Genomic DNA, 17,513 nt, shown 5'->3' on the forward strand with positions numbered 1-17,513 from the left:
GGCCTAAATCATTGCCATACCGCCATTTACGTGCAGCGTCTGGCCGGTGACATAAGCCGCTTCATTCGAAGCAAGATACACTGCCGCAGCAGCAATGTCGCCGCCCTGACCGAGCCTTCCTGTTGGAATCTGCCCCAAAAGCGCCGTTTTCTGGGCTTCCGGCAGGCCTTCGGTCATCGGTGATTCGATGAAGCCAGGTGCAATTGTATTGGCCGTGATGCCCCTTGAAGCGACCTCCTGAGCGATCGATTTTGTGAAGCCGATCATACCCGCTTTTGATGCACAATAATTTGTCTGGCCCGGATTTCCGGTAACGCCGACGACCGAAGTGATTCCAATGATGCGGCCATGGCGGCGCTTCATCATTCCCCTGACAGCTGATTTCGTCAGGCGGAAATAGCTTCCCAGGTTAACATTGAGCACATCATTCCAGTCCTCATCCTTCATCTGGATGAGTAGTTTGTCGCGCGTGATGCCGGCGTTCGCGATCAGAATATCCAGCGGGCCAATGGCCGCTTCCGCCTGCCCGACCAGCGCGTCCACAGCAGCCGGATCAGACAGGTTGCACGGCACGATGGCCGTTTCCCCCTTCAGGGTGGAGGCAACCTCCTGCAGGACCGCTTCGCGGGTGCCGGAGAGAGCCACCTTTGCCCCGCAATCGGAAAGCGCCTGGGCGATGGCGCGGCCAATGCCGCCCGATGCGCCGGTAACAAGGGCCGTGCGGCCGGTCAGGTCAAACATGCTCTATTTTTCCTTGTCTTGCCGCCAGTAATCCTTCGCAGGAATTCTCGGCGCCTGATTCTTCCTGTGCCGCCGATAAAGCTCGAGCGCGACGACGAGAACAACAAACACGAACACATAAGTCCTGAAATCGTTCAGCAGCAACGCCGCGAGCTCCATCATGATCAGCTCTCTTTGATGGCTTTGGCGAAGGCTTCCAGGTCCTCAGGGGTGCCGAGGGTGAAGCCGTTCAGCGATTTCTCGATCCGGCGTTGCATCACCGTGAGCACTTTGCCCGCCCCGGCCTCGCCCGTCATGGTAACGCCCTGGCCGACCATATACTGCACGCTTTCGGTCCAGCGGACCCGTCCTGTCACCTGTTTGACCAGATTCTGGCGGATCGTTTCAGGATCTGTGACTGCGCTGGCGCTGACATTGGCCACCAGGGGCACAGCCGGGGCCTTGATCTCGGTGTCTGCCAGCGCTGCCGCCATCGCGTCGGCAGCTGGCTGCATCAGGGCGCAGTGGAACGGCGCCGATACGTTCAGCGCCATAGCCTTCTTCACGCCATTGGCCTGCGACCAGACAATGGCGGCGTCAATCGCCGCCTTGGTGCCAGAGATGACAAGCTGGCCGGGGGCATTATCATTGGCAATGTCGCACGCGCCGCCAGTTTCGCGGCCCGCGGCGCAGGCAGCTTCAGCCTGGGCATAATCGGCCCCCAGAAGGGCCGCCATAGCGCCCTGCCCTGGCTGAACGGCAGATTGCATGGCATTGCCGCGGATGCGCAGGAGGCGCGCGGTATCAGACACACTGATCGAACCAGCCGAAGCCAGCGCGGAATACTCGCCCAGCGAATGGCCGGCGACAAACGCCGCATCCTTCGCTGAAATGCCGAAATGCGCCTCAAGCGCCCTCATGGCGGCCACGGAGTGGGCCATCAGGGCGGGCTGGGTGTTGGCGGTGAGGGTCAGCTCGGCAATATCGCCTTCCCACATCACGGAGGAGAGCTTCTGGCTGAGCGCCGCGTCCACCTCTTCAAACACTGCTTTTGCGGCAGGAAAGGCGTCGGCGAGTGCCTTGCCCATGCCGATTTCCTGGCTGCCCTGTCCGGGGAAAATGAATGCGAGGGTCATGTTTACCCTGTCTCCTGCGTTTTTTGGCGTGCGTAAAGCGCGTCCTCCCGGCATGCAAGCGCTTGAATTTTCCACAAGGATAGGCTTAAGAGCGCCTCTTCATAGTAAGGTGCGGTCCTCGACTATCCGGAATGAGCCGGTGAAAGAGGGGCCATCGTCAGAAGAGTTTCCCGCTCTCTGGTGCCGCATCTTCTTACATTTGGGAATGAAAACATGGCACTATACGAGCATGTCGTGATCACACGACCTGACATCTCGCCCGCCCAGGTTGAAAGCTTCATCGAAGAGATGACCACTTTCCTCAAGGAAAAAGGCGCAACTGTTGGCAAGACGGAATATTGGGGCCTTCGCAGCCTCGCTTATCCGATCAAGAAACAGCGCAAGGGCCACTACTCGCTCATCAACATCGACGGCCCGGCTGACGCGATCCACGAACTGGAACGCCGCCAGCGCATCGCCGAAGACGTGATGCGCTACATGACCGTCCGCGTCGAAACGCTGAGTGATGAGCCTTCGCCGGTTCTCTCTCGCAAAGAACGCCGCCGCGACTAACCGGCTGAGGGACAGATCACATGGCACAGAAAATCAACATCACGAACATTCCAGCCCGCCGTCCGTTCGGCCGCCGCCGCAAGGTGGACCCGTTTACCGGACAACACGCGCAGGAAATCGATTACAAAGACGTGAAAATGCTCCAGCGCTATATCTCTGAAAAAGGGAAAATCGTGCCGAGCCGCATCACGGCTGTAAACCTCAAGAACCAGCGCAAGCTTGCACAGGCGATCAAACGCGCCCGCATGCTGGCCCTGATTCCGTTTGAAGTGAAGTAAGGAGAAGACACCATGCAAGTCATCCTCCTTGAGCGCATCGACCGCCTCGGCAAAATCGGTGATGAAGTCCGCGTCAAAAACGGCTTCGCACGCAACTTCCTCATCCCGCAGGGCAAAGCGCTGATCGCCAACGACAAGAACCGCAAGCGGTTTGAAATCGAGCGTGACGCCATCGAAGCCCGCAACGCGGCTGCGCGTGACGCAGCTCAGACCGAAGCGGATAATCTCGAAGGCGCAATCTTCGTGCTGATCCGTCAGGCTGGCGAAACCGGTCAGCTTTACGGGTCGGTTACGGCCCGCGACGTTGCAGAAGCAGCTGAAGCCGCTGGCTACAAGGTCGACCGCGCCGCGGTTCGTCTCGACAAGCCAATCAAGGCAGTCGGCCTTTCCGAAGTCTCGGTCCGCCTGCACGCTGAAGTCAGCGTGAAAGTCCAGGTGAACGTGGCCCGTTCGACCGAAGAAGCCGAGCGCCAGGAAAAAGGCGAAGACATCGTTGCTGCGCTGCAGGCTGAAAATCAGGCGCAAGCCGACGAGCAGGCCGGCGAACTCGCAGCAGCCGCTGCCGAACGCGGCGACATGGGCGGCGACGAAGAGTAATCTTCGCTCCGGCCCAAGCCATATATTCCAAAACGGCGGCTCCTCGGGGCCGCCGTTTTTCTTTGCCCGGACTGCGCGCGGCGACTCACAGAAATTGCCCTGATCCTGACTCCATGAGTCGCAAATCAAACTCCGCTTGCTATAGTAAACGTTTGCGCCACGGGGGTGCCAATGTCTGAGCAAAAGCCGGGAAGCGGTTCCATCTCGCCGCCGAACAACCTTGCCGCCGAAGCCGCCGTGCTGGGCGCAATCTTGTTCGACAATAACGTCTACCAGTTCATTGCGGACATCCTCACGCCGCCTGACTTCTACGCGCCCGCGCACCGCGAAGTGTATGCGGTTGCGTCCAACATGATTCAGACCGGACGGGTCGCAGACGGCGTGACGCTGCGCGAATATTTCGAGCAGAAGGAAAAGATCGCCGAAATCGGCGGCGCCAAATATCTGGTGGACCTGCTCGACGCCGCAGCCTTCGGGCCGGAGGTGAAGGATTATGCGCGGATCATCCGCGACCTTGCCATCCGGCGCGAGCTGATCACGGTCGGCGGCACCATTCAGTCCCAGGCGATCATGCCGGAACAGGACGACACCGGCTCAAGTCTCATCAACAAGGCCGAGCGCGCACTGTTTGATCTGGCTGAACGCGGCAGCGCAGAACGGGGCTTTTCTAGCTTTGCCGAGGCGCTCGCCGAATCGCTGATCACGGCTGAAGCCGCGTTCAAGCGCGGCGGCAAAATTGCCGGCATCCCGACCGGCCTGCGCGATCTCGACAACCAGCTCGGCGGCTTTCACCGGTCCGACCTTCTCATCCTCGCCGGCCGCCCCTCGATGGGGAAAACGTCGCTGGCGACCAACATCGCCTACAATGCCGCCGCCGCGTACAAATACGAAACTCAGGAAGACGGCTCCAAAAAGACGATGGACGGCGCGGTCGTCGCCTTCTTCTCGCTCGAGATGTCGAACGAGCAGCTTGCCACGCGTATTCTGGCCGAACGTACCGGCATCAACGCCCACCGCATCCGCCAGGGCGATCTGACCAAGGCGGACTTTGAACAGCTCGTCGAAGCGACCTCAGAGCTGCAGAACCTGCCGCTGTATATCGACGATACCGGCGGTATTTCTATCAGTGAGCTGACAGCCCGCGCGCGGCGCCTTCAGCGCTCGGTTGGCCTCGACATGATCGTGATCGACTATCTCCAGCTCATCACCGTTTCGAGTTCCGGCGGGCAGGCAAACCGCGTTCAGGAGGTGACCCAGATCACCACTGCGCTCAAAGCATTGGCGAAGGATCTCAACGTCCCCATCGTCGCCCTGTCGCAGCTCTCGCGCGCCGTTGAGCAGCGCGACGACAAGCGCCCGCAACTCTCAGACCTTCGCGAATCGGGCTCGATCGAGCAGGACGCCGACATCGTGATGTTCGTGTTCCGGGAGGAATACTACCTCGCTCGGACAGAGCCCGCCGCCGATCCGAATGATCCGACATCAAACGACAAATGGAAAGCCTGGCGCTCGCGTATGGACCAGGTTTATGGAACGGCGGAAGTGATTGTGTCCAAGCAGCGTCACGGGCCGATCGGCACCGTGAAGCTCGCCTTCGATGCGAACGTCACACGGTTCGGTGACCTCGATAAATCGCGGATGACGGAAGATATTCTGGAGTAGGCTTAGTCCAGCCCTGCCCTCAGCAGGTCCAGCGCCTCTGCTGCAAACAGGCGCATGTTCGCCTCCCGGTCAGAAATGCCGGTCTCCAGCGTGCGCGAGACCAGAATGCCGCCCGGCCCAGCGAGCGCCACACATGTGTGCCCCGCCGCGTCGCCATACATATTGCCGGTAGGCCCTGAGGCGCCTGTTTCGCAGAGGCCCCAATCGGCCTCAAGCTTGGTGCGGATCGTCTGCGCCAGCAGGCGCGCGTAGGGTTCCGACGAGGAACGTTTGTCGCCCAACGCTTCGCGTGTCAGGCCCAAAAGCCCGCGGAAGGCCTGCGGGGTATAGATGACCCCGCCGCCCCGATAAAACCGTGACGCGCCCGGCGCGGCAAGTAGCGCAGCGGAGATCAACCCGCCTGCTGAAGATTCTGAAATCGCGACGGTTTCCCGCCGCGCCTTCAGGATGTCGCCAATCTCGGCGGCAAGAGGCAATAAAGTCTGCATGGCCCTACTGCCCCTTTGCCGCTGAAATCACTTGTTGCCGATCCACTCGAATTCCTTCTCGTCCCACCAGGGGAAGAAGCCGGGCATGCCATCCGACACTTTGACCGGATAGGTCGGCTGGCGCTTCTCGAGGAAGCTCATCACGCCTTCTTTGGCATCTGGTGTTTTGCCACGAGTATAGATGGCCGCGGAATCCACGATGTGCGCTTCCATCGGATGGCTCGCGCCCAGCATGCGCCACATCATCTGGCGGGTCAGTGCGTTGGAAACCGGCGCGGTATTGTCGGCGATCTCGCGGGCAAGTTTGCGCGCTTCGCTCATCAGGTCTGCATGCGGAACAACTTTGCTCACAAGGCCGCCCTTGAGGGCTTCATCCGCCGGGAAGACGCGGCCGGTGTAGCACCATTCCAGCGCCTGCTGGATGCCGACAAGGCGCGGCAGGAACCAGCTGGACGCCGCTTCCGGGTTAATGCCCCGGCGATTGAACACGAAGCCGAAGCGGGCCTTGTCAGACGCAATGCGAATATCCATCGGCAGCTGCATCGTCACGCCGATACCGACAGCCGCGCCGTTGATGGCGCCGATTACGGGCTTAAGACTTTCGAAGATGCGCAGGGTAACGCGGCCGCCGCCATCACGCTGAACGTCAATCGACTCGGTACGGCCCTTTTCGCCGTCGCCTGCGCGGGCGTCATAGTCGAACGTCTTGGCACCTGCAGAGAGGTCTGCGCCGGCGCAGAAAGCGCGGTCGCCATGGCCGGTCACAATGACGACCTTCACATCGTCATTGGCGTCGGTGATGTCGAAGGCTTCGATCATTTCGTACATCATGGTGCCGGTGAAAGCGTTCATGTTGTCGGGACGGTGCAGCGTGAGGGTGGCGACGCCGTCCTCGATGTCGAGAATGATTTCCTTGAATTCCTTGGGCCGTGCCATCGTCAATTTCCTCCAGTGATGTGTTTCCCGCCTGAGAAGGCCCTCCTTCCCTTAGGTTCGTCAAGCGCGCCGAGGTGCTTGACGCGGCAGCCCCCACCACCGCAGAACAGTCACATAACATGACGGAAAATACAGGAGTTGGTTGTCCATGTTCACACGCGCCCTCGCCACAGTTGCAACGGCCTTCATGATCGCCGGCGGCGCTGCGTCAGCTGAAACGGTTTACCTCACGGCTGGGCATTTTGTTGACCCCGTTTCCGGCGAAACCGTGCGGGACGCCGCTTTCGTGATCGAAGACGGGGCGGTGACAGGGCGCGGAACGAAGTCCAGCCTCAAGGCACCGCGCGGGGCAAAAACGGTGGATCTGGGCGCGGCGTATCTGATGCCGGGCTTCATCGACATGCACGTCCACCTGACCAGCGACGCGGAAGACGGGCCCTATTATTCCCTCAGCCTCTCGGATGAGCGCATGGCCATCAAGGGTGTGAAGAACGCTCGTAAGACGCTGCTGGCGGGCTTCACAACCGTTCGTAATCTGGGCGCCGAAAGCTATGGGGATGTGGCCCTGCGCGAGGCGATTGATGCGGGTGAAGTGCCTGGGCCACGTTTGCTCGTCTCTGGCCCGCCGGTTGGGATTTCGGGAGGGCACTGCTCGGATACGAACCTTCTGCCTTCCGAGTATCGCCTGAAGGGTGAAGGCGTTGCCAACGGCCCCTGGGAAATGCGCGCCAAGGTTCGCGAGAACATCAAATATGGCGTTGATCTCATCAAGACGTGCTCAACGGGCGGCGTCCTCTCCAAAGGCACGGCCCTGGGCGCGGCCCAAGGCACGATCGAGGAAATCGAGGCTATCGTGGAAGAAGCACATGCCCGCGGATTGAAAGTGGCCAGCCATGCCCACGGCACCGTGGGCATCCGCAATGCAATTATCGCGGGCGTTGATACGGTCGAGCATGGCTCGATCATGGACGAGGCAACGATCCAGCTGGCTGTGGAACACGGCACTTACCTGTCGATGGACATCTACAATACCGAATACATCCTCTCTGAAGGCGCTAAGAACGGGCTGCTGGAAGAGTCGCTCGCCAAGGAGCGCTCAATCTCGGCGCGCCAGCGGGCGAGCTTTACCGCCGCTGTTGAGGCGGGCGCGAAGGTCGTGTTCGGGTCAGACGCAGGCGTCTATCCCCATGGCCTCAATGGCAACCAGTTCTCGCGCATGGTGACGTTCGGCATGACGCCGATGCAGGCGTTGCGGGCGGGTACGTCCTTTGCGGCAGAAGCGCTTGGCAAGACTGGCGAAGTCGGCTGCGGTGATGTGGGCTGCAAGGCAGACTTCGTGGCCGTCAGCGCCGATCCGCTGGCCGACATGCAACGCCTTGCCGATGTGGAGTTCGTGATGAAGGGCGGGGTCGTCTACAAGCAGGACGGCGCGCCGCAGGCCCCGTCATTCTAGGGCTTTGCCATCATGGAGTTCACGCCCTTTCCCGATGTCACCGCGCTGGCGGCCCCCGTCTTCGTGGCGTCGGTTGCATGGGAATGGTGGGCAGTGAAAACCGGACGGGCCAAGGGCCGCTATGAGACGAAGGACGCCCTGGCGTCGATGTCGATGGGGCTGGGCAATGTTGTCGTCAATACGCTGACGGGCACGATTGCGCTCTGGATGATGATGCTGGCCTGGCCCTACCGGGTGGCGACCATTCCGTTTGCCTGGTGGAGCTTTGCGCTCTGCTTCGTGGTGTACGATCTGATCTATTACTGGAAGCACCGCTTCGCCCATCGGATGCGCTGGTTCTGGATGGAGCACGTTACCCACCACTCCTCGCAGCACTACAATCTGACGACTGCCCTGCGCCAGCCCTGGTTTGGGCCGTTTACGGGGCTGATCCTGGTGGGGCTGCCGCTCGTATGGATCGGTTTCCACCCCTATGTGCTGGCGCTGGCGGGCGGGCTGAACCTGATCTACCAGTTCTGGATACATACCGAGGCGGTCGACAAGATGCCCCGCTGGTTTGAGGCCGTGATGAACACGCCCTCTCATCACAGGGTCCACCACGCTACCAATCCGCGTTACCTCGACACCAACTATGCCGGCGTTTTCATCATATGGGACAAGATGTTCGGGACGTTTGTGCCCGAGCGGGAAGATGACAAGCCGAGCTATGGCATCGTCAAACAGCTATCGACCCACAATCCTTTCACCATCGCCTTCCATGAGTTTGGAGGCTTCCTGAGGGATTGTGCAAGCGACGGCCTGCGGCCGTGGCGCTGGATGGGCCGGGCGGTGAATGCGCCGGGCTGGACCCCTGATGGAGCGCACAATCGCTCCGTGGAGCTGAAGCAGGCATTTGTCGCGGCACATCCGGAACAAGCCGGACAGCCCGGATTGCCAGCGGGACTGCACGTGTCACAACCAGGACAAATCCGGACAAATCTGGACAAATCCGGTCAGCACTGATCCCGCCCTGGGCCTCTCATGGTTCCCCCTGGAGGTCAGGATGGAGCGCCCCGCCAGCCGGGCGCCGCCGCGAGGGCGAAGAAGCGATCCACATCAAGATGCGCCTCAAGACCGTCTGCCAGTTCATCCAGAGCGGCCTCCACCGAGGCACCATAGGCGGCGTCTGACGAGGCCCCTGCCCGCACGTTTTCCAGCCAGGCGGCGCGGAAGGCGTCTTGAGCGAATAGGCCATGCACGTATGTGCCTTCAACGCGCCCGTCCGGGCTGATGGCTCCATCCGGCCCTTCGGGAAGATGCAGGAACGGACGGGCAGCGTCTGGCCCCCGCGTGAGGCCGGCATGGATTTCGTAGCCCGAAACGGGAAGGCCGGTGCGGGCACACTGTCCGGTAACGGGGCGAACGGTCTTCTCCCCCTGCATGGTGGTATCGGTTTTCAGAAGGCCGAGGCCAGGCAGTTCACCGGCCGCGCCATCCACCCCTTCAGGATCGCAGAGCCACTGGCCCAGCATCTGATAGCCGCCGCAGATGCCAAGGATCCGCCCGCCCGTGCGCGCATGGGCGAGGATGTCATGATCCCAGCCTTGCGCGCGGAGGAACGCCATATCTCCTAGGGTCGACTTTGTGCCGAACAGGAGGATCACATCCACATCGCGCGGGATCGCCTGCCCCGGCGGGACGAAGAAGAAATCCACACTCGGCTCGGCGCGGAGAGGATCTGCGTCGTCAAAGTTGGCGATGCGTGACAGCATGGGCGCGGCGATCCGTATCCTGCCGCCACCGGTGGGCCGCATCTGCTCCAGGGCTACGCCATCCTCGGCAGGCAGCCGCGCAGCGGCGCTGAGCCAGGGGACAATGCCGAGGCCGGCCCAACCTGTCATCCGCTCGATGTCTGCCATCGCGGGCTCAAACAGAGCGGGATCGCCCCGGAACTTGTTGATGAGGAAGGCCCGGATCATGGCAGCGTCGGCAGGATCGATGACCGTTTTGGTGCCAACGAGCGCGGCGATGACCCCGCCGCGGTCAATGTCGCCGGCCAGAACCACAGGCACACCGGCCGCGCGGGCAAACCCCATATTGGCAATGTCGCGGTCGCGGAGATTGATTTCGGCCGGGCTGCCGGCACCTTCGACGATGACCAGATCAAACCGGGCAGTGAGGCGGGCGAAACTTTCAAGGACCGCGCCGCGCAGAGTGTCCCGGCGGGCCATATAGTCTGCCGCCTCAAGCGTCGCGGTCGGGCGGCCGTGAACGATGACCTGCGCCGTGCAGTCTGACTGGGGCTTGAGCAGGACGGGATTGAAATCCGTCTGCGGATCAAGGCCGCAGGCGCGGGCCTGGAGCGCCTGGGCGCGGCCGATCTCGCCACCATCCGCCGTTGCAGCAGCATTGTTGGACATGTTCTGCGGCTTGAACGGCGCAACGGAAAGCCCGCGCCGCGCAGCAAGGCGGCAGAACCCCGCGACGAGGAGCGATTTGCCGACATCGGAGCCCGTGCCCTGGATCATGATAGCGCGAGCGGTCATTTGAGGTGTTCCTTGGGGGATTGCGTGATGCAACTGCTAGCGCACGCGGCATCAATCCTAGCCGCCAAGCGGCGCAGGGCCGTCAATCGCGGCATGATCAGCCTACGACCTTTCCACTGGGCGGTGAGCGCGTGATGAAATGCCCCTTCACGCCTTCGGGCCAATTCTTGTAGGGCACGACGCCCTGCTCGCTGGCAAGGTAGTGCTGAAAATAGTCGAGGATGGCAGCGGCCGCTTCGGCAGTGGGTTTGAAATCGCCCAACACGTAGGAAATCTTGCCTTCGGCGCGCAGGTGGACCGCGCACCAGCGCTGACAGGCGAAAAGACACGGCATGTCTTCGATGGCGATGGACTCCGGGCGCCGCGCCGCTTCGGCGCGGATGGCTTCGGCGAGCAACGCTCCGCCGCTTTTGCCTTCTTCATTTTCCCGCCCGGTTTCCGTCAAGCGGCAGGTTGAGCAGACCACTATGGCGGCGTCAGAAGCAGGCTTGAGCATGGAGATGTCACTTTACAGGCCGAGGGATGAAGCTGGCGCGTGGCCAGATTGCGGGATCAAGGATAGCGGCGAAAAAATCAAGCACCCAGGCCCCTTTAACAAGACCGCGCTACCCGCATCCTGTTTTCAGATTTCCTATCCGAATATCAGCTTCTCTGCGAGGCGCGACGCTTTCTTCACTTCTTCCCGGCTGACAAAAATATTCTCAAGGCAGAGCATCGAAGGCCATATCGGCCCGTCACCTGCGACGCAGAACAAACCAGCCAGGAACAATCACGCTCACCGCCACGGCAATACCGGCGAATACATCCGGCAGACCATCGACCAGCAGGGCCCAGACAAGACCCGTGAAGCTGATGAGAAACAGCGCCAGAGGGATCAGGAAGACGCGGCGCAGCGGCAAGGTTCTGGTTTTTTTCACGCGGCAACCTCAGAGGTTTCCGTCTGGTTCGCGGCCGTGCGGGCGCTTTGGGAGCGGCGGGACAGCCAGAGATATATCCCGCTGGCGAGGATGACGATGGTGATCAGATCCAGCGCTGCCCAGACGAGTTTAAGCAGCAGGCCGCCATAGTCGCCAAAATGCAGAGGGCCAGAGAGAGACAACGCCTTCACATACCAGGGCATTTCACGCTTGCCGCCAAAACTGCCATCGGCCGCGCTGACAATAACGGGCGTGATCATATGCTCCGTCAGCGGCGTATCCCCATGCAGGAACACGGCATAGTGGTAATTCGTGGAAAAGCTGCTGCCGGGGAAAGCCACAAACTGCAATTGCATGCCGGGCGCCGCGTCCACCGCCTGTGCCACGGCAGAATCCAGCGACGTAAACGCCTCCGGCATAGGCTGGCCCTTATAAGGCTCGATCAGATCGGCGAGCTCGTGGTTTTTCCAGCCATCAATGATGGGGGTGGCAAGCGTGTTGACCACGCCGGTCACCCCAACGAGCAGAACCCATGCGAGTGTCGTGATGCCGAGAAGGTTATGATAGTCCAGCCATTTGAGGCGCTGTGACTGGCGACGCCGGACTGTGCCGAACTCCAGCTTCCGCATGAACGGCGCATACAGAACAACGCCGGACACCGTTGCGATAACGAACAACAGCCCCATGAACCCGAGAAACAACATGCCCGGCAATCCGAGGAACATATCCGTATGCAGCTGGAGAATGAACTCCATCACATTCTCGCCGACATCAGCTGGTGGCACGAGATTGCCGCTGGTCAGATCGTAGGATGCAAAAAACATCTGCGACCCCGGCGCGTCCGCTGTTGGCCCCGAGGTGACATTCACAACCGGCCGGTCGATGTCAAAGCTGAGGAAGATCGGCACTTCGCCGGGCCGGTTTTCAAGAGCGATGGACAGGATTTCATCCAGCGCCAGTGGCTCGGCGCCCGGATTGGCGGGGGCCCATTGCGAAGGGTTGAGGGCATCGTCGATCTCGTCATGGAAGATCAACGGCAGTCCCGTCACGCAGAGCATGAGCAGGAATACCGTACACAGCAGGCTGGTCCATTTGTGGACCCAGCTCCATGCGCGGATCGTCGATGCCTTCAATGCCGTCTCCTCTAGAAATCGACGGAGGCCGAAACCGTAAAGGTCCGCGGATTGCCAAGAATAAGATAATTGGCACCGGGGAAGCCGCCCGTAGAGGCCCAATACGCTTCATCCGAGACATTCTCAATCCGGGCCCGCAACATCACATCCTGCTGCGCAACCTGGAGCGCATAGCGGACGCCGAAATCAAGCCTGGCCCAGCTATCGAGATCTACCGTATTCGTCTCGTTTACATATTGCTCGCCGGTATAGGTAACACGGCCATCCACCGCTAAGCCCTCAATGCCGGGCACATCCCATTCGGCGTTGATGTTTGCCTGAACCTCCGGAACGCCGATCACGGTGTTGCCCTCGTTCACGCCGCCTTGTGTTTTGGAGAACTCCGCATCGATCAGCGTCAGGCCGCCGATCAAACGAACGGATTCGACCGGCTCTCCGAACACCGTCAGCTCGACCCCCTGATTTTCCTGCTCACCGGAAGCCTGGAAAACCTGATCCACAACAATGGCGTTCGGGCGGGTGAGCTGGAAAACGCTGGCGGTCATGCCGAAGCTTCCGGAATCATATTTGATACCCGCTTCCATCTGTTCGCCGGTAAACGGCTCGAGCACTTCACCCGCATTGAGGATCACCGTGCCGCCGCTGGTTGACGGCGCTATGGCGCCCGGCTGAAGGCTTTCGGCGTAGTTGCCAAACAGGGACATGCGGTCGCTGGCTTTCCAGACGAGCCCCACGGCCGGCGTTACCTTGCTATCCTCATAGCGTGAAAGTGCGGCGCCGGAATTATAGTCATAGGAAGCCGTCTCGATCTCCTGATGGCGCAGACCCAGTGTCGCCAGCAGGCGGCCATCGAGGAAAGACAGCGTGTCGGCGACGGCAATCGACCGGGTGCGCGCGGCTTCGGTTTTCAGGGGATCGCCCAGATCACCGCCGATGAAGAAGTCAGCCGCCGGTGGCGCCGCCGCCACGGGGTTGTAGAGGTCTGTGGCAAACGACGCTGAGAAGCTCGAGAAGGCGTAGGCATTTTTAGACTCAAGCTGGGTCGACGTGGCGGAGACGACCACCCGGTGGCCGATCGGGCCGGTCGGGAATTCGGCGCGCACGCCCGCATCGGCGGAGAATACTTCATCCTCACGCGTATTATCGAACCGGTAAGCGGTCATGCTGCCATCGGCAGCGGCATTGGGGTTTGCCAATACGTTGGCTTCTTCGCCCTGCCGGGCGCCGGCTGCTGCCCAAACGGTGACAGCATCTGTCACATCATATTCGCCGCGCACGACGCCGAAAAGCTGTTGCTCGTCCGTATACGTCCAGGGCTGGGCGAAGTTGGTGTCAGCGTCGGGCGCCTCGGGTACGCCAGCCAGCGGCGAGACCTGCGGACGCGGCGCATCGATCCGGTTGTCCTGATAGCCGACATCGGCCGTGAAGCGGAAGCGGTCGCCCGCATAGTCCGTTCCGAGCGACAGCGCCGTCAAGCTGCGGGACTGATCCGTCACGGACGTCTCCCCGTCGCGGAGCACCGCGTTGAAGCGCGCGCCCCAAGCCTCATCCGCGCCGAAACGCTGGCCCATATCCAGCGCGCCGAAGGCCTGGCCTTCGCTTTCATATCCAGCGGTGACGCGGCGGATGCCATCCTGCGGCGCGCGTTTGGGAACAAGGTTGATCGACCCACCCACACCGCTGCCACCGGGCGCCGCGCCATTGACGAAGGCGTTTGCCCCGCGAAACACCTCAACTCGCTCTAGCAATTCGGCCGCCACGAACTGGCGCGGCAGAATGCCGAATACGCCGTTTAAAGTGACGTCATCGGAATAGACCGGGAAACCGCGGATGACATAGACCTCCTGGAAATTGCCAAATCCTTTGGCCACACGAACAACAGGGTCGTTCTGCAAAACGTCGCCGACGCTTTCCGATTGCTGCGCGCTGACGAGGTCGGCTGTGTAGGCGGTGCCGGAAAAGGGCGCGTCCAGAAAATCCAGATTACCCAGAAGCCCTGCCCGTCCGCCGCGCGCAACCTGGCCGCCGGCATAAGCGTCCGGCAGCTCGACCTGAGACCCGTTGCCCGTCACAATCACTGTTTCCAGCACACGCTCCTGATCGGATGGCGGCGCTTCCTGCGCGAGTGCTGCGGCTGCGAGAGCGCAAAACGCGGTTTGAGTGACGAGTGTTTTCCAGATGACCGGCTTCATGTGTGAGGTTCCCAATTGGTAGAATCCCGTCTGTAATTGCAACTCATTTGCAATACAAGGGTGGGGGATGCTCACATTTTAATGCATGCGTCTGGATGATATTTTCACGTCCCGGGTAGGCTGGCGCGCAGCCGATGGAAGGGCACGCAGCTCAGATTTATTACCTGCCTGAACGTCTGACGGAGGTCACAAGTGGCGGAGAGGAAGTCCTTACCAGCCCCGCCCCAACCCGCATAATGCATTGTTTTTATTGGATTGTAAAAATCCACGTGCAGCAGTTTGTGCAGCAAAATGTGCAGCACTTTACAAAAGGTCGGCTTATGTTTCGGGATCAATCAGGTTTCCAAACAAATGCAGCATTGACGGTCATACGGCAGAGAAGTCCGGTGCTCTGTGACCCAGCCCCTTAATTTGGAGCTTCTGTCGCAACGGCGACCCACAATGCACAAGATCAAATTGCCGACGACAAATAATCGCCGCCCTGGCTGAACAGGAGCGAGTGTGCTGTCAGACGAATGCGAACCCGTCTCTGATAGTCGCGCGCGAGCGGGCCTCAGGCAGCGAGAAGCTCGCGCCATTCTAGAAGAGCGGCGTCGCATAGCAACTTGAACCTGGCTCTACTATCGATGTTTCTCTGATGATTGAAATGGTTGTGTACCGATGAATGGACTGAGGCGAACTTCTGAAGACTTCGCATTCGCCTGAAGCGCGACATTGCCCGCTCGCAGCGGCGAAAAGGTTGGTGCGGATTTTCAGCACGATTATTCAAATGGCGACTTGTTTCCTGGCGTTTCTCATTCCCTATCGTCTTCATCGCGGCGCGTTAAGAACGTAGCTTGTCGGTCACCACGACATGCGGATTGCCGTTTCGCTTCATCGCTTTTCTGAGGAATTTCAGCGCCGCAGACTTGTCCCGCTTTTTTGTGACGTACGCTTCCAGAACCTCCCCTTCGTGGTCGACAACGCGCCAAAGTTAGTGCGCCTCCCCGCGGATCTTCACGAAGACCTCGTCGAGGTGCCAGCGCCACTGCTTGACCCGGCGCATAGCCTCTGACCTCCGCTTACGGATCTTATCGGCGAAGTATGTGCCGAAGCGATCGACCCAAAGATGGACGCTTTCGGGGCAGACATCTATGCCCCGTTCGTGAAGCAGGTCCTCTACGTTTCGCGACGAAAGTGGAAATCGGACGTACATGAGCACGCCAAGCTGGGTAATCTCGGGCGAGGTCTTGAAGTAACGGAAGGGGTTCTGGCTCATTTTTCAAGGCTAACCGCCTCGACCGGCCGCCTCAAGTCCCGGTTCCGCTGACATCACCCCTTTCGAGATTAAAATCGTTGTGCGCTGAGGTACGATTAAACACGAACTTCTGAAGACTTGCATTCTCCGGAAGCGAGACAGCACACGCTCCCTTCGTCGCTCAATCAAGTGTCGGCATCGCAAACTGGCTACTCGCAGAGTTTAACTTTGGCCATCGCGTTGAAATGGTCTTGAGGCGGGTGAAAAATCGCACCCCCTCTTGGCCGTGCATGTGGTGATCCCCAAACAGGGACCGCTTCCATCCGCCAAAGGAATGATAAGCGACCGGCACGGGAATAGGCACATTTACGCCAACCATCCCGGCGTGCACATCCCGAGTGAACCGTCTGGCGGCCTCTCCGTTCGCCGTGAAGATTGCTGCGCCGTTTCCATACTCATGGCTGTTCAGGAGAGTGATCGCGGCATCCAAGGTCTGACAACGCATAAGGCTGAGAACGGGGCCGAAGATTTCTTCCCTATGGACACGCATCGACGCATCCACCTTGTCCAATAGCGTCGGACCAATGAAATACCCATCTCTGGTTTCCGCAAAGCCCCGTCCACGACCATCCACGATCACCTGGGCGCCTTCTTCTTCTCCAATCCCGACATAGGATGTGACCTTGTCCAGGTGCGGCTGTGAGATGAGTGGCCCCATTTCACTCTGCGGCGCATTGCCCGGCCCAATCTTCAGATTGGCAATACGGGCTCGCAACGCCGGAACCAGTCTTTCTGCCACTTCGTCACCAACGGCGACCGCAACAGAAATTGCCATGCACCGCTCTCCGGCAGATCCATATGCGGCCCCCATCAGCGCATCGGCAACGTCGTCAATGTCCGCATCCGGCATAATGACCATGTGGTTCTTTGCGCCGCCGAGCGCTTGCACCCGTTTGCCACCCGCCGTTCCGCGCGCGTAGATCGCCTCAGCGACAGGCGTCGACCCGACAAAGCTGATCGCCTCAACATCAGGATGATCCAGGAGCGCATCGACCGTCGGCTTGTCGCCATGAACAACGTTAAATACGCCAGCGGGTAAGCCCGCATCCCTCAGCAAGTCTGCCAGCAGCATCGTCGCGGAGGGTGTCTTCTCGCTCGGCTTGAGAACAAATGTATTTCCGCAAGCAATCGCCACGGGAAACATCCACATCGGCACCATTGCGGGAAAATTAAACGGCGTAATTCCGGCGCACACGCCTAAGGGGAAACGCAGGCCATAACAATCCACCCCCGTCCCGACACTGTCAGATGCCAGGCCTGTGAGTATGTGCGGGATGCCTGTAACGTATTCGACAACTTCAAGCCCACGCATGACCTCGCCCATAGCATCCTCATGGACTTTGCCGTGTTCTTCGGTGATGAGGCGCGCAAGGTCGGCCTGGTGCTTTTCGACGAGATCGCGGAACCGGAACATAATACGGGCACGCCGGATCGGCGTTGTCTCCGACCAGGCAGGGAAAGCCTTGCTGGCCGCCTCAACGGCAAGATCCACTTCGCTGCTGGTCGCAACCGGAACTTGCGCCACCTGGCGGCCAGTCGCCGGGTTCATGACAGCCAGGCAATTAGCGCGCTGGCCCGGCAGCTGTGCACCATTCACGAAATGCGAAATGTCTCGCAACATGATAAT

General features: G+C 60.3%; 17 protein-coding genes and 1 pseudogene. 6 read left to right on the forward strand and 12 right to left on the reverse strand.

The genetic code is table 11. From position 1 onward, the window contains the following. Positions 1-3 precede the first annotated feature (3 nt). Genes fabG through fabD form a run of 3 tightly spaced genes read right to left on the reverse strand, consistent with a single transcriptional unit; the run spans position 4 to position 1,856 of the window. Positions 4-741 carry a 3-oxoacyl-[acyl-carrier-protein] reductase gene (gene fabG, locus HNE_RS10675; RefSeq protein WP_011647153.1) on the reverse strand — a complete coding sequence of 246 codons (738 nt, stop codon included), beginning with the start codon at positions 739-741 and terminating at the stop codon, positions 4-6. Between the two features lie 3 nt (positions 742-744). After that, positions 745-903, reverse strand: a complete 159-nt coding sequence (locus HNE_RS18735) for a hypothetical protein (protein ID WP_011647154.1) — start codon at positions 901-903, stop codon at positions 745-747. A 2-nt stretch (positions 904-905) separates the two neighbouring features. Beyond that, positions 906-1,856, reverse strand: a complete 951-nt coding sequence (gene fabD, locus HNE_RS10680; protein WP_011647155.1) for an ACP S-malonyltransferase — start codon at positions 1,854-1,856, stop codon at positions 906-908. Positions 1,857-2,069: 213 nt separating this feature from the next. Between fabD and rpsF the strand changes: the two genes are divergently transcribed. From rpsF to HNE_RS10700, 4 genes are all read left to right on the forward strand, one after another. Continuing rightward, complete coding sequence (gene rpsF, locus HNE_RS10685) at positions 2,070-2,408, forward strand: 30S ribosomal protein S6 (RefSeq protein ID WP_011647156.1); 339 nt, start codon at positions 2,070-2,072, stop codon at positions 2,406-2,408. A 20-nt stretch (positions 2,409-2,428) separates the two neighbouring features. Next, positions 2,429-2,686 (forward strand): 30S ribosomal protein S18, encoded by a 258-nt coding sequence (gene rpsR / locus HNE_RS10690; protein WP_011647157.1) that lies wholly within the window; start codon positions 2,429-2,431, stop codon positions 2,684-2,686. A gap of 12 nt (positions 2,687-2,698) precedes the next feature. Continuing rightward, positions 2,699-3,283, forward strand: a complete 585-nt coding sequence (gene rplI / locus HNE_RS10695; RefSeq protein WP_011647158.1) for a 50S ribosomal protein L9 — start codon at positions 2,699-2,701, stop codon at positions 3,281-3,283. A 171-nt stretch (positions 3,284-3,454) separates the two neighbouring features. Then, positions 3,455-4,945 (forward strand): replicative DNA helicase, encoded by a 1,491-nt coding sequence (locus HNE_RS10700; protein ID WP_011647159.1) that lies wholly within the window; start codon positions 3,455-3,457, stop codon positions 4,943-4,945. Between the two features lie 2 nt (positions 4,946-4,947). On the opposite strand, the gene HNE_RS10705 is transcribed toward HNE_RS10700, so the two are convergent. Both HNE_RS10705 and HNE_RS10710 read right to left on the reverse strand, forming a co-directional pair. Beyond that, positions 4,948-5,433 carry a CinA family protein gene (locus HNE_RS10705; RefSeq protein WP_011647160.1) on the reverse strand — a complete coding sequence of 162 codons (486 nt, stop codon included), beginning with the start codon at positions 5,431-5,433 and terminating at the stop codon, positions 4,948-4,950. 27 nt (positions 5,434-5,460) lie between these two features. Then, entirely contained in the window at positions 5,461-6,369 is a 909-nt protein-coding gene (locus HNE_RS10710; protein WP_011647161.1) for a crotonase/enoyl-CoA hydratase family protein, read from the reverse strand. Positions 6,370-6,517: 148 nt separating this feature from the next. On the opposite strand from HNE_RS10710, the gene HNE_RS10715 reads away from it, so the two are divergent. Together HNE_RS10715 and HNE_RS10720 are read left to right on the forward strand one after the other, a co-directional pair. Then, the gene (locus HNE_RS10715) at positions 6,518-7,822 is read left to right on the forward strand and encodes a metal-dependent hydrolase family protein (RefSeq protein WP_011647162.1); all 1,305 of its coding nucleotides are present in this window, start codon (positions 6,518-6,520) and stop codon (positions 7,820-7,822) included. Between the two features lie 12 nt (positions 7,823-7,834). Next, positions 7,835-8,824, forward strand: coding sequence for a sterol desaturase family protein (locus tag HNE_RS10720; RefSeq protein WP_011647163.1), 990 nt, complete (start codon positions 7,835-7,837; stop codon positions 8,822-8,824). Positions 8,825-8,859: 35 nt separating this feature from the next. Here the strand turns inward: HNE_RS10720 and HNE_RS10725 are convergent, their stop codons facing one another. The 7 genes and pseudogenes from HNE_RS10725 to HNE_RS10755 form a co-directional block, all read right to left on the reverse strand. After that, positions 8,860-10,347, reverse strand: coding sequence for a cobyric acid synthase (locus HNE_RS10725; protein ID WP_011647164.1), 1,488 nt, complete (start codon positions 10,345-10,347; stop codon positions 8,860-8,862). A 97-nt stretch (positions 10,348-10,444) separates the two neighbouring features. Beyond that, positions 10,445-10,843, reverse strand: coding sequence for a DUF1636 family protein (locus tag HNE_RS10730; RefSeq protein WP_011647165.1), 399 nt, complete (start codon positions 10,841-10,843; stop codon positions 10,445-10,447). A gap of 238 nt (positions 10,844-11,081) precedes the next feature. Beyond that, positions 11,082-11,264, reverse strand: coding sequence for a hypothetical protein (locus HNE_RS10735; RefSeq protein ID WP_011647167.1), 183 nt, complete (start codon positions 11,262-11,264; stop codon positions 11,082-11,084). Next, complete coding sequence (locus HNE_RS10740) at positions 11,261-12,397, reverse strand: PepSY-associated TM helix domain-containing protein (protein ID WP_011647168.1); 1,137 nt, start codon at positions 12,395-12,397, stop codon at positions 11,261-11,263. Before HNE_RS10740 ends, HNE_RS10735 begins: the two co-directional genes overlap by 4 nt. 11 nt (positions 12,398-12,408) lie before the next feature. After that, a complete protein-coding gene (locus HNE_RS10745; RefSeq protein ID WP_011647169.1) occupies positions 12,409-14,589 on the reverse strand; it encodes a TonB-dependent receptor in 2,181 nt (726 codons plus the stop codon). A 553-nt stretch (positions 14,590-15,142) separates the two neighbouring features. Further along, a pseudogene (locus HNE_RS19155) lies at positions 15,143-15,847 on the reverse strand (IS6 family transposase). A 160-nt stretch (positions 15,848-16,007) separates the two neighbouring features. Next, positions 16,008-17,507 (reverse strand): CoA-acylating methylmalonate-semialdehyde dehydrogenase, encoded by a 1,500-nt coding sequence (locus HNE_RS10755; RefSeq protein WP_011647170.1) that lies wholly within the window; start codon positions 17,505-17,507, stop codon positions 16,008-16,010. Positions 17,508-17,513: the final 6 nt, after the last annotated feature.

This window comes from Hyphomonas neptunium ATCC 15444, from assembly GCF_000013025.1.
GTDB lineage: Bacteria > Pseudomonadota > Alphaproteobacteria > Caulobacterales > Hyphomonadaceae > Hyphomonas > Hyphomonas neptunia.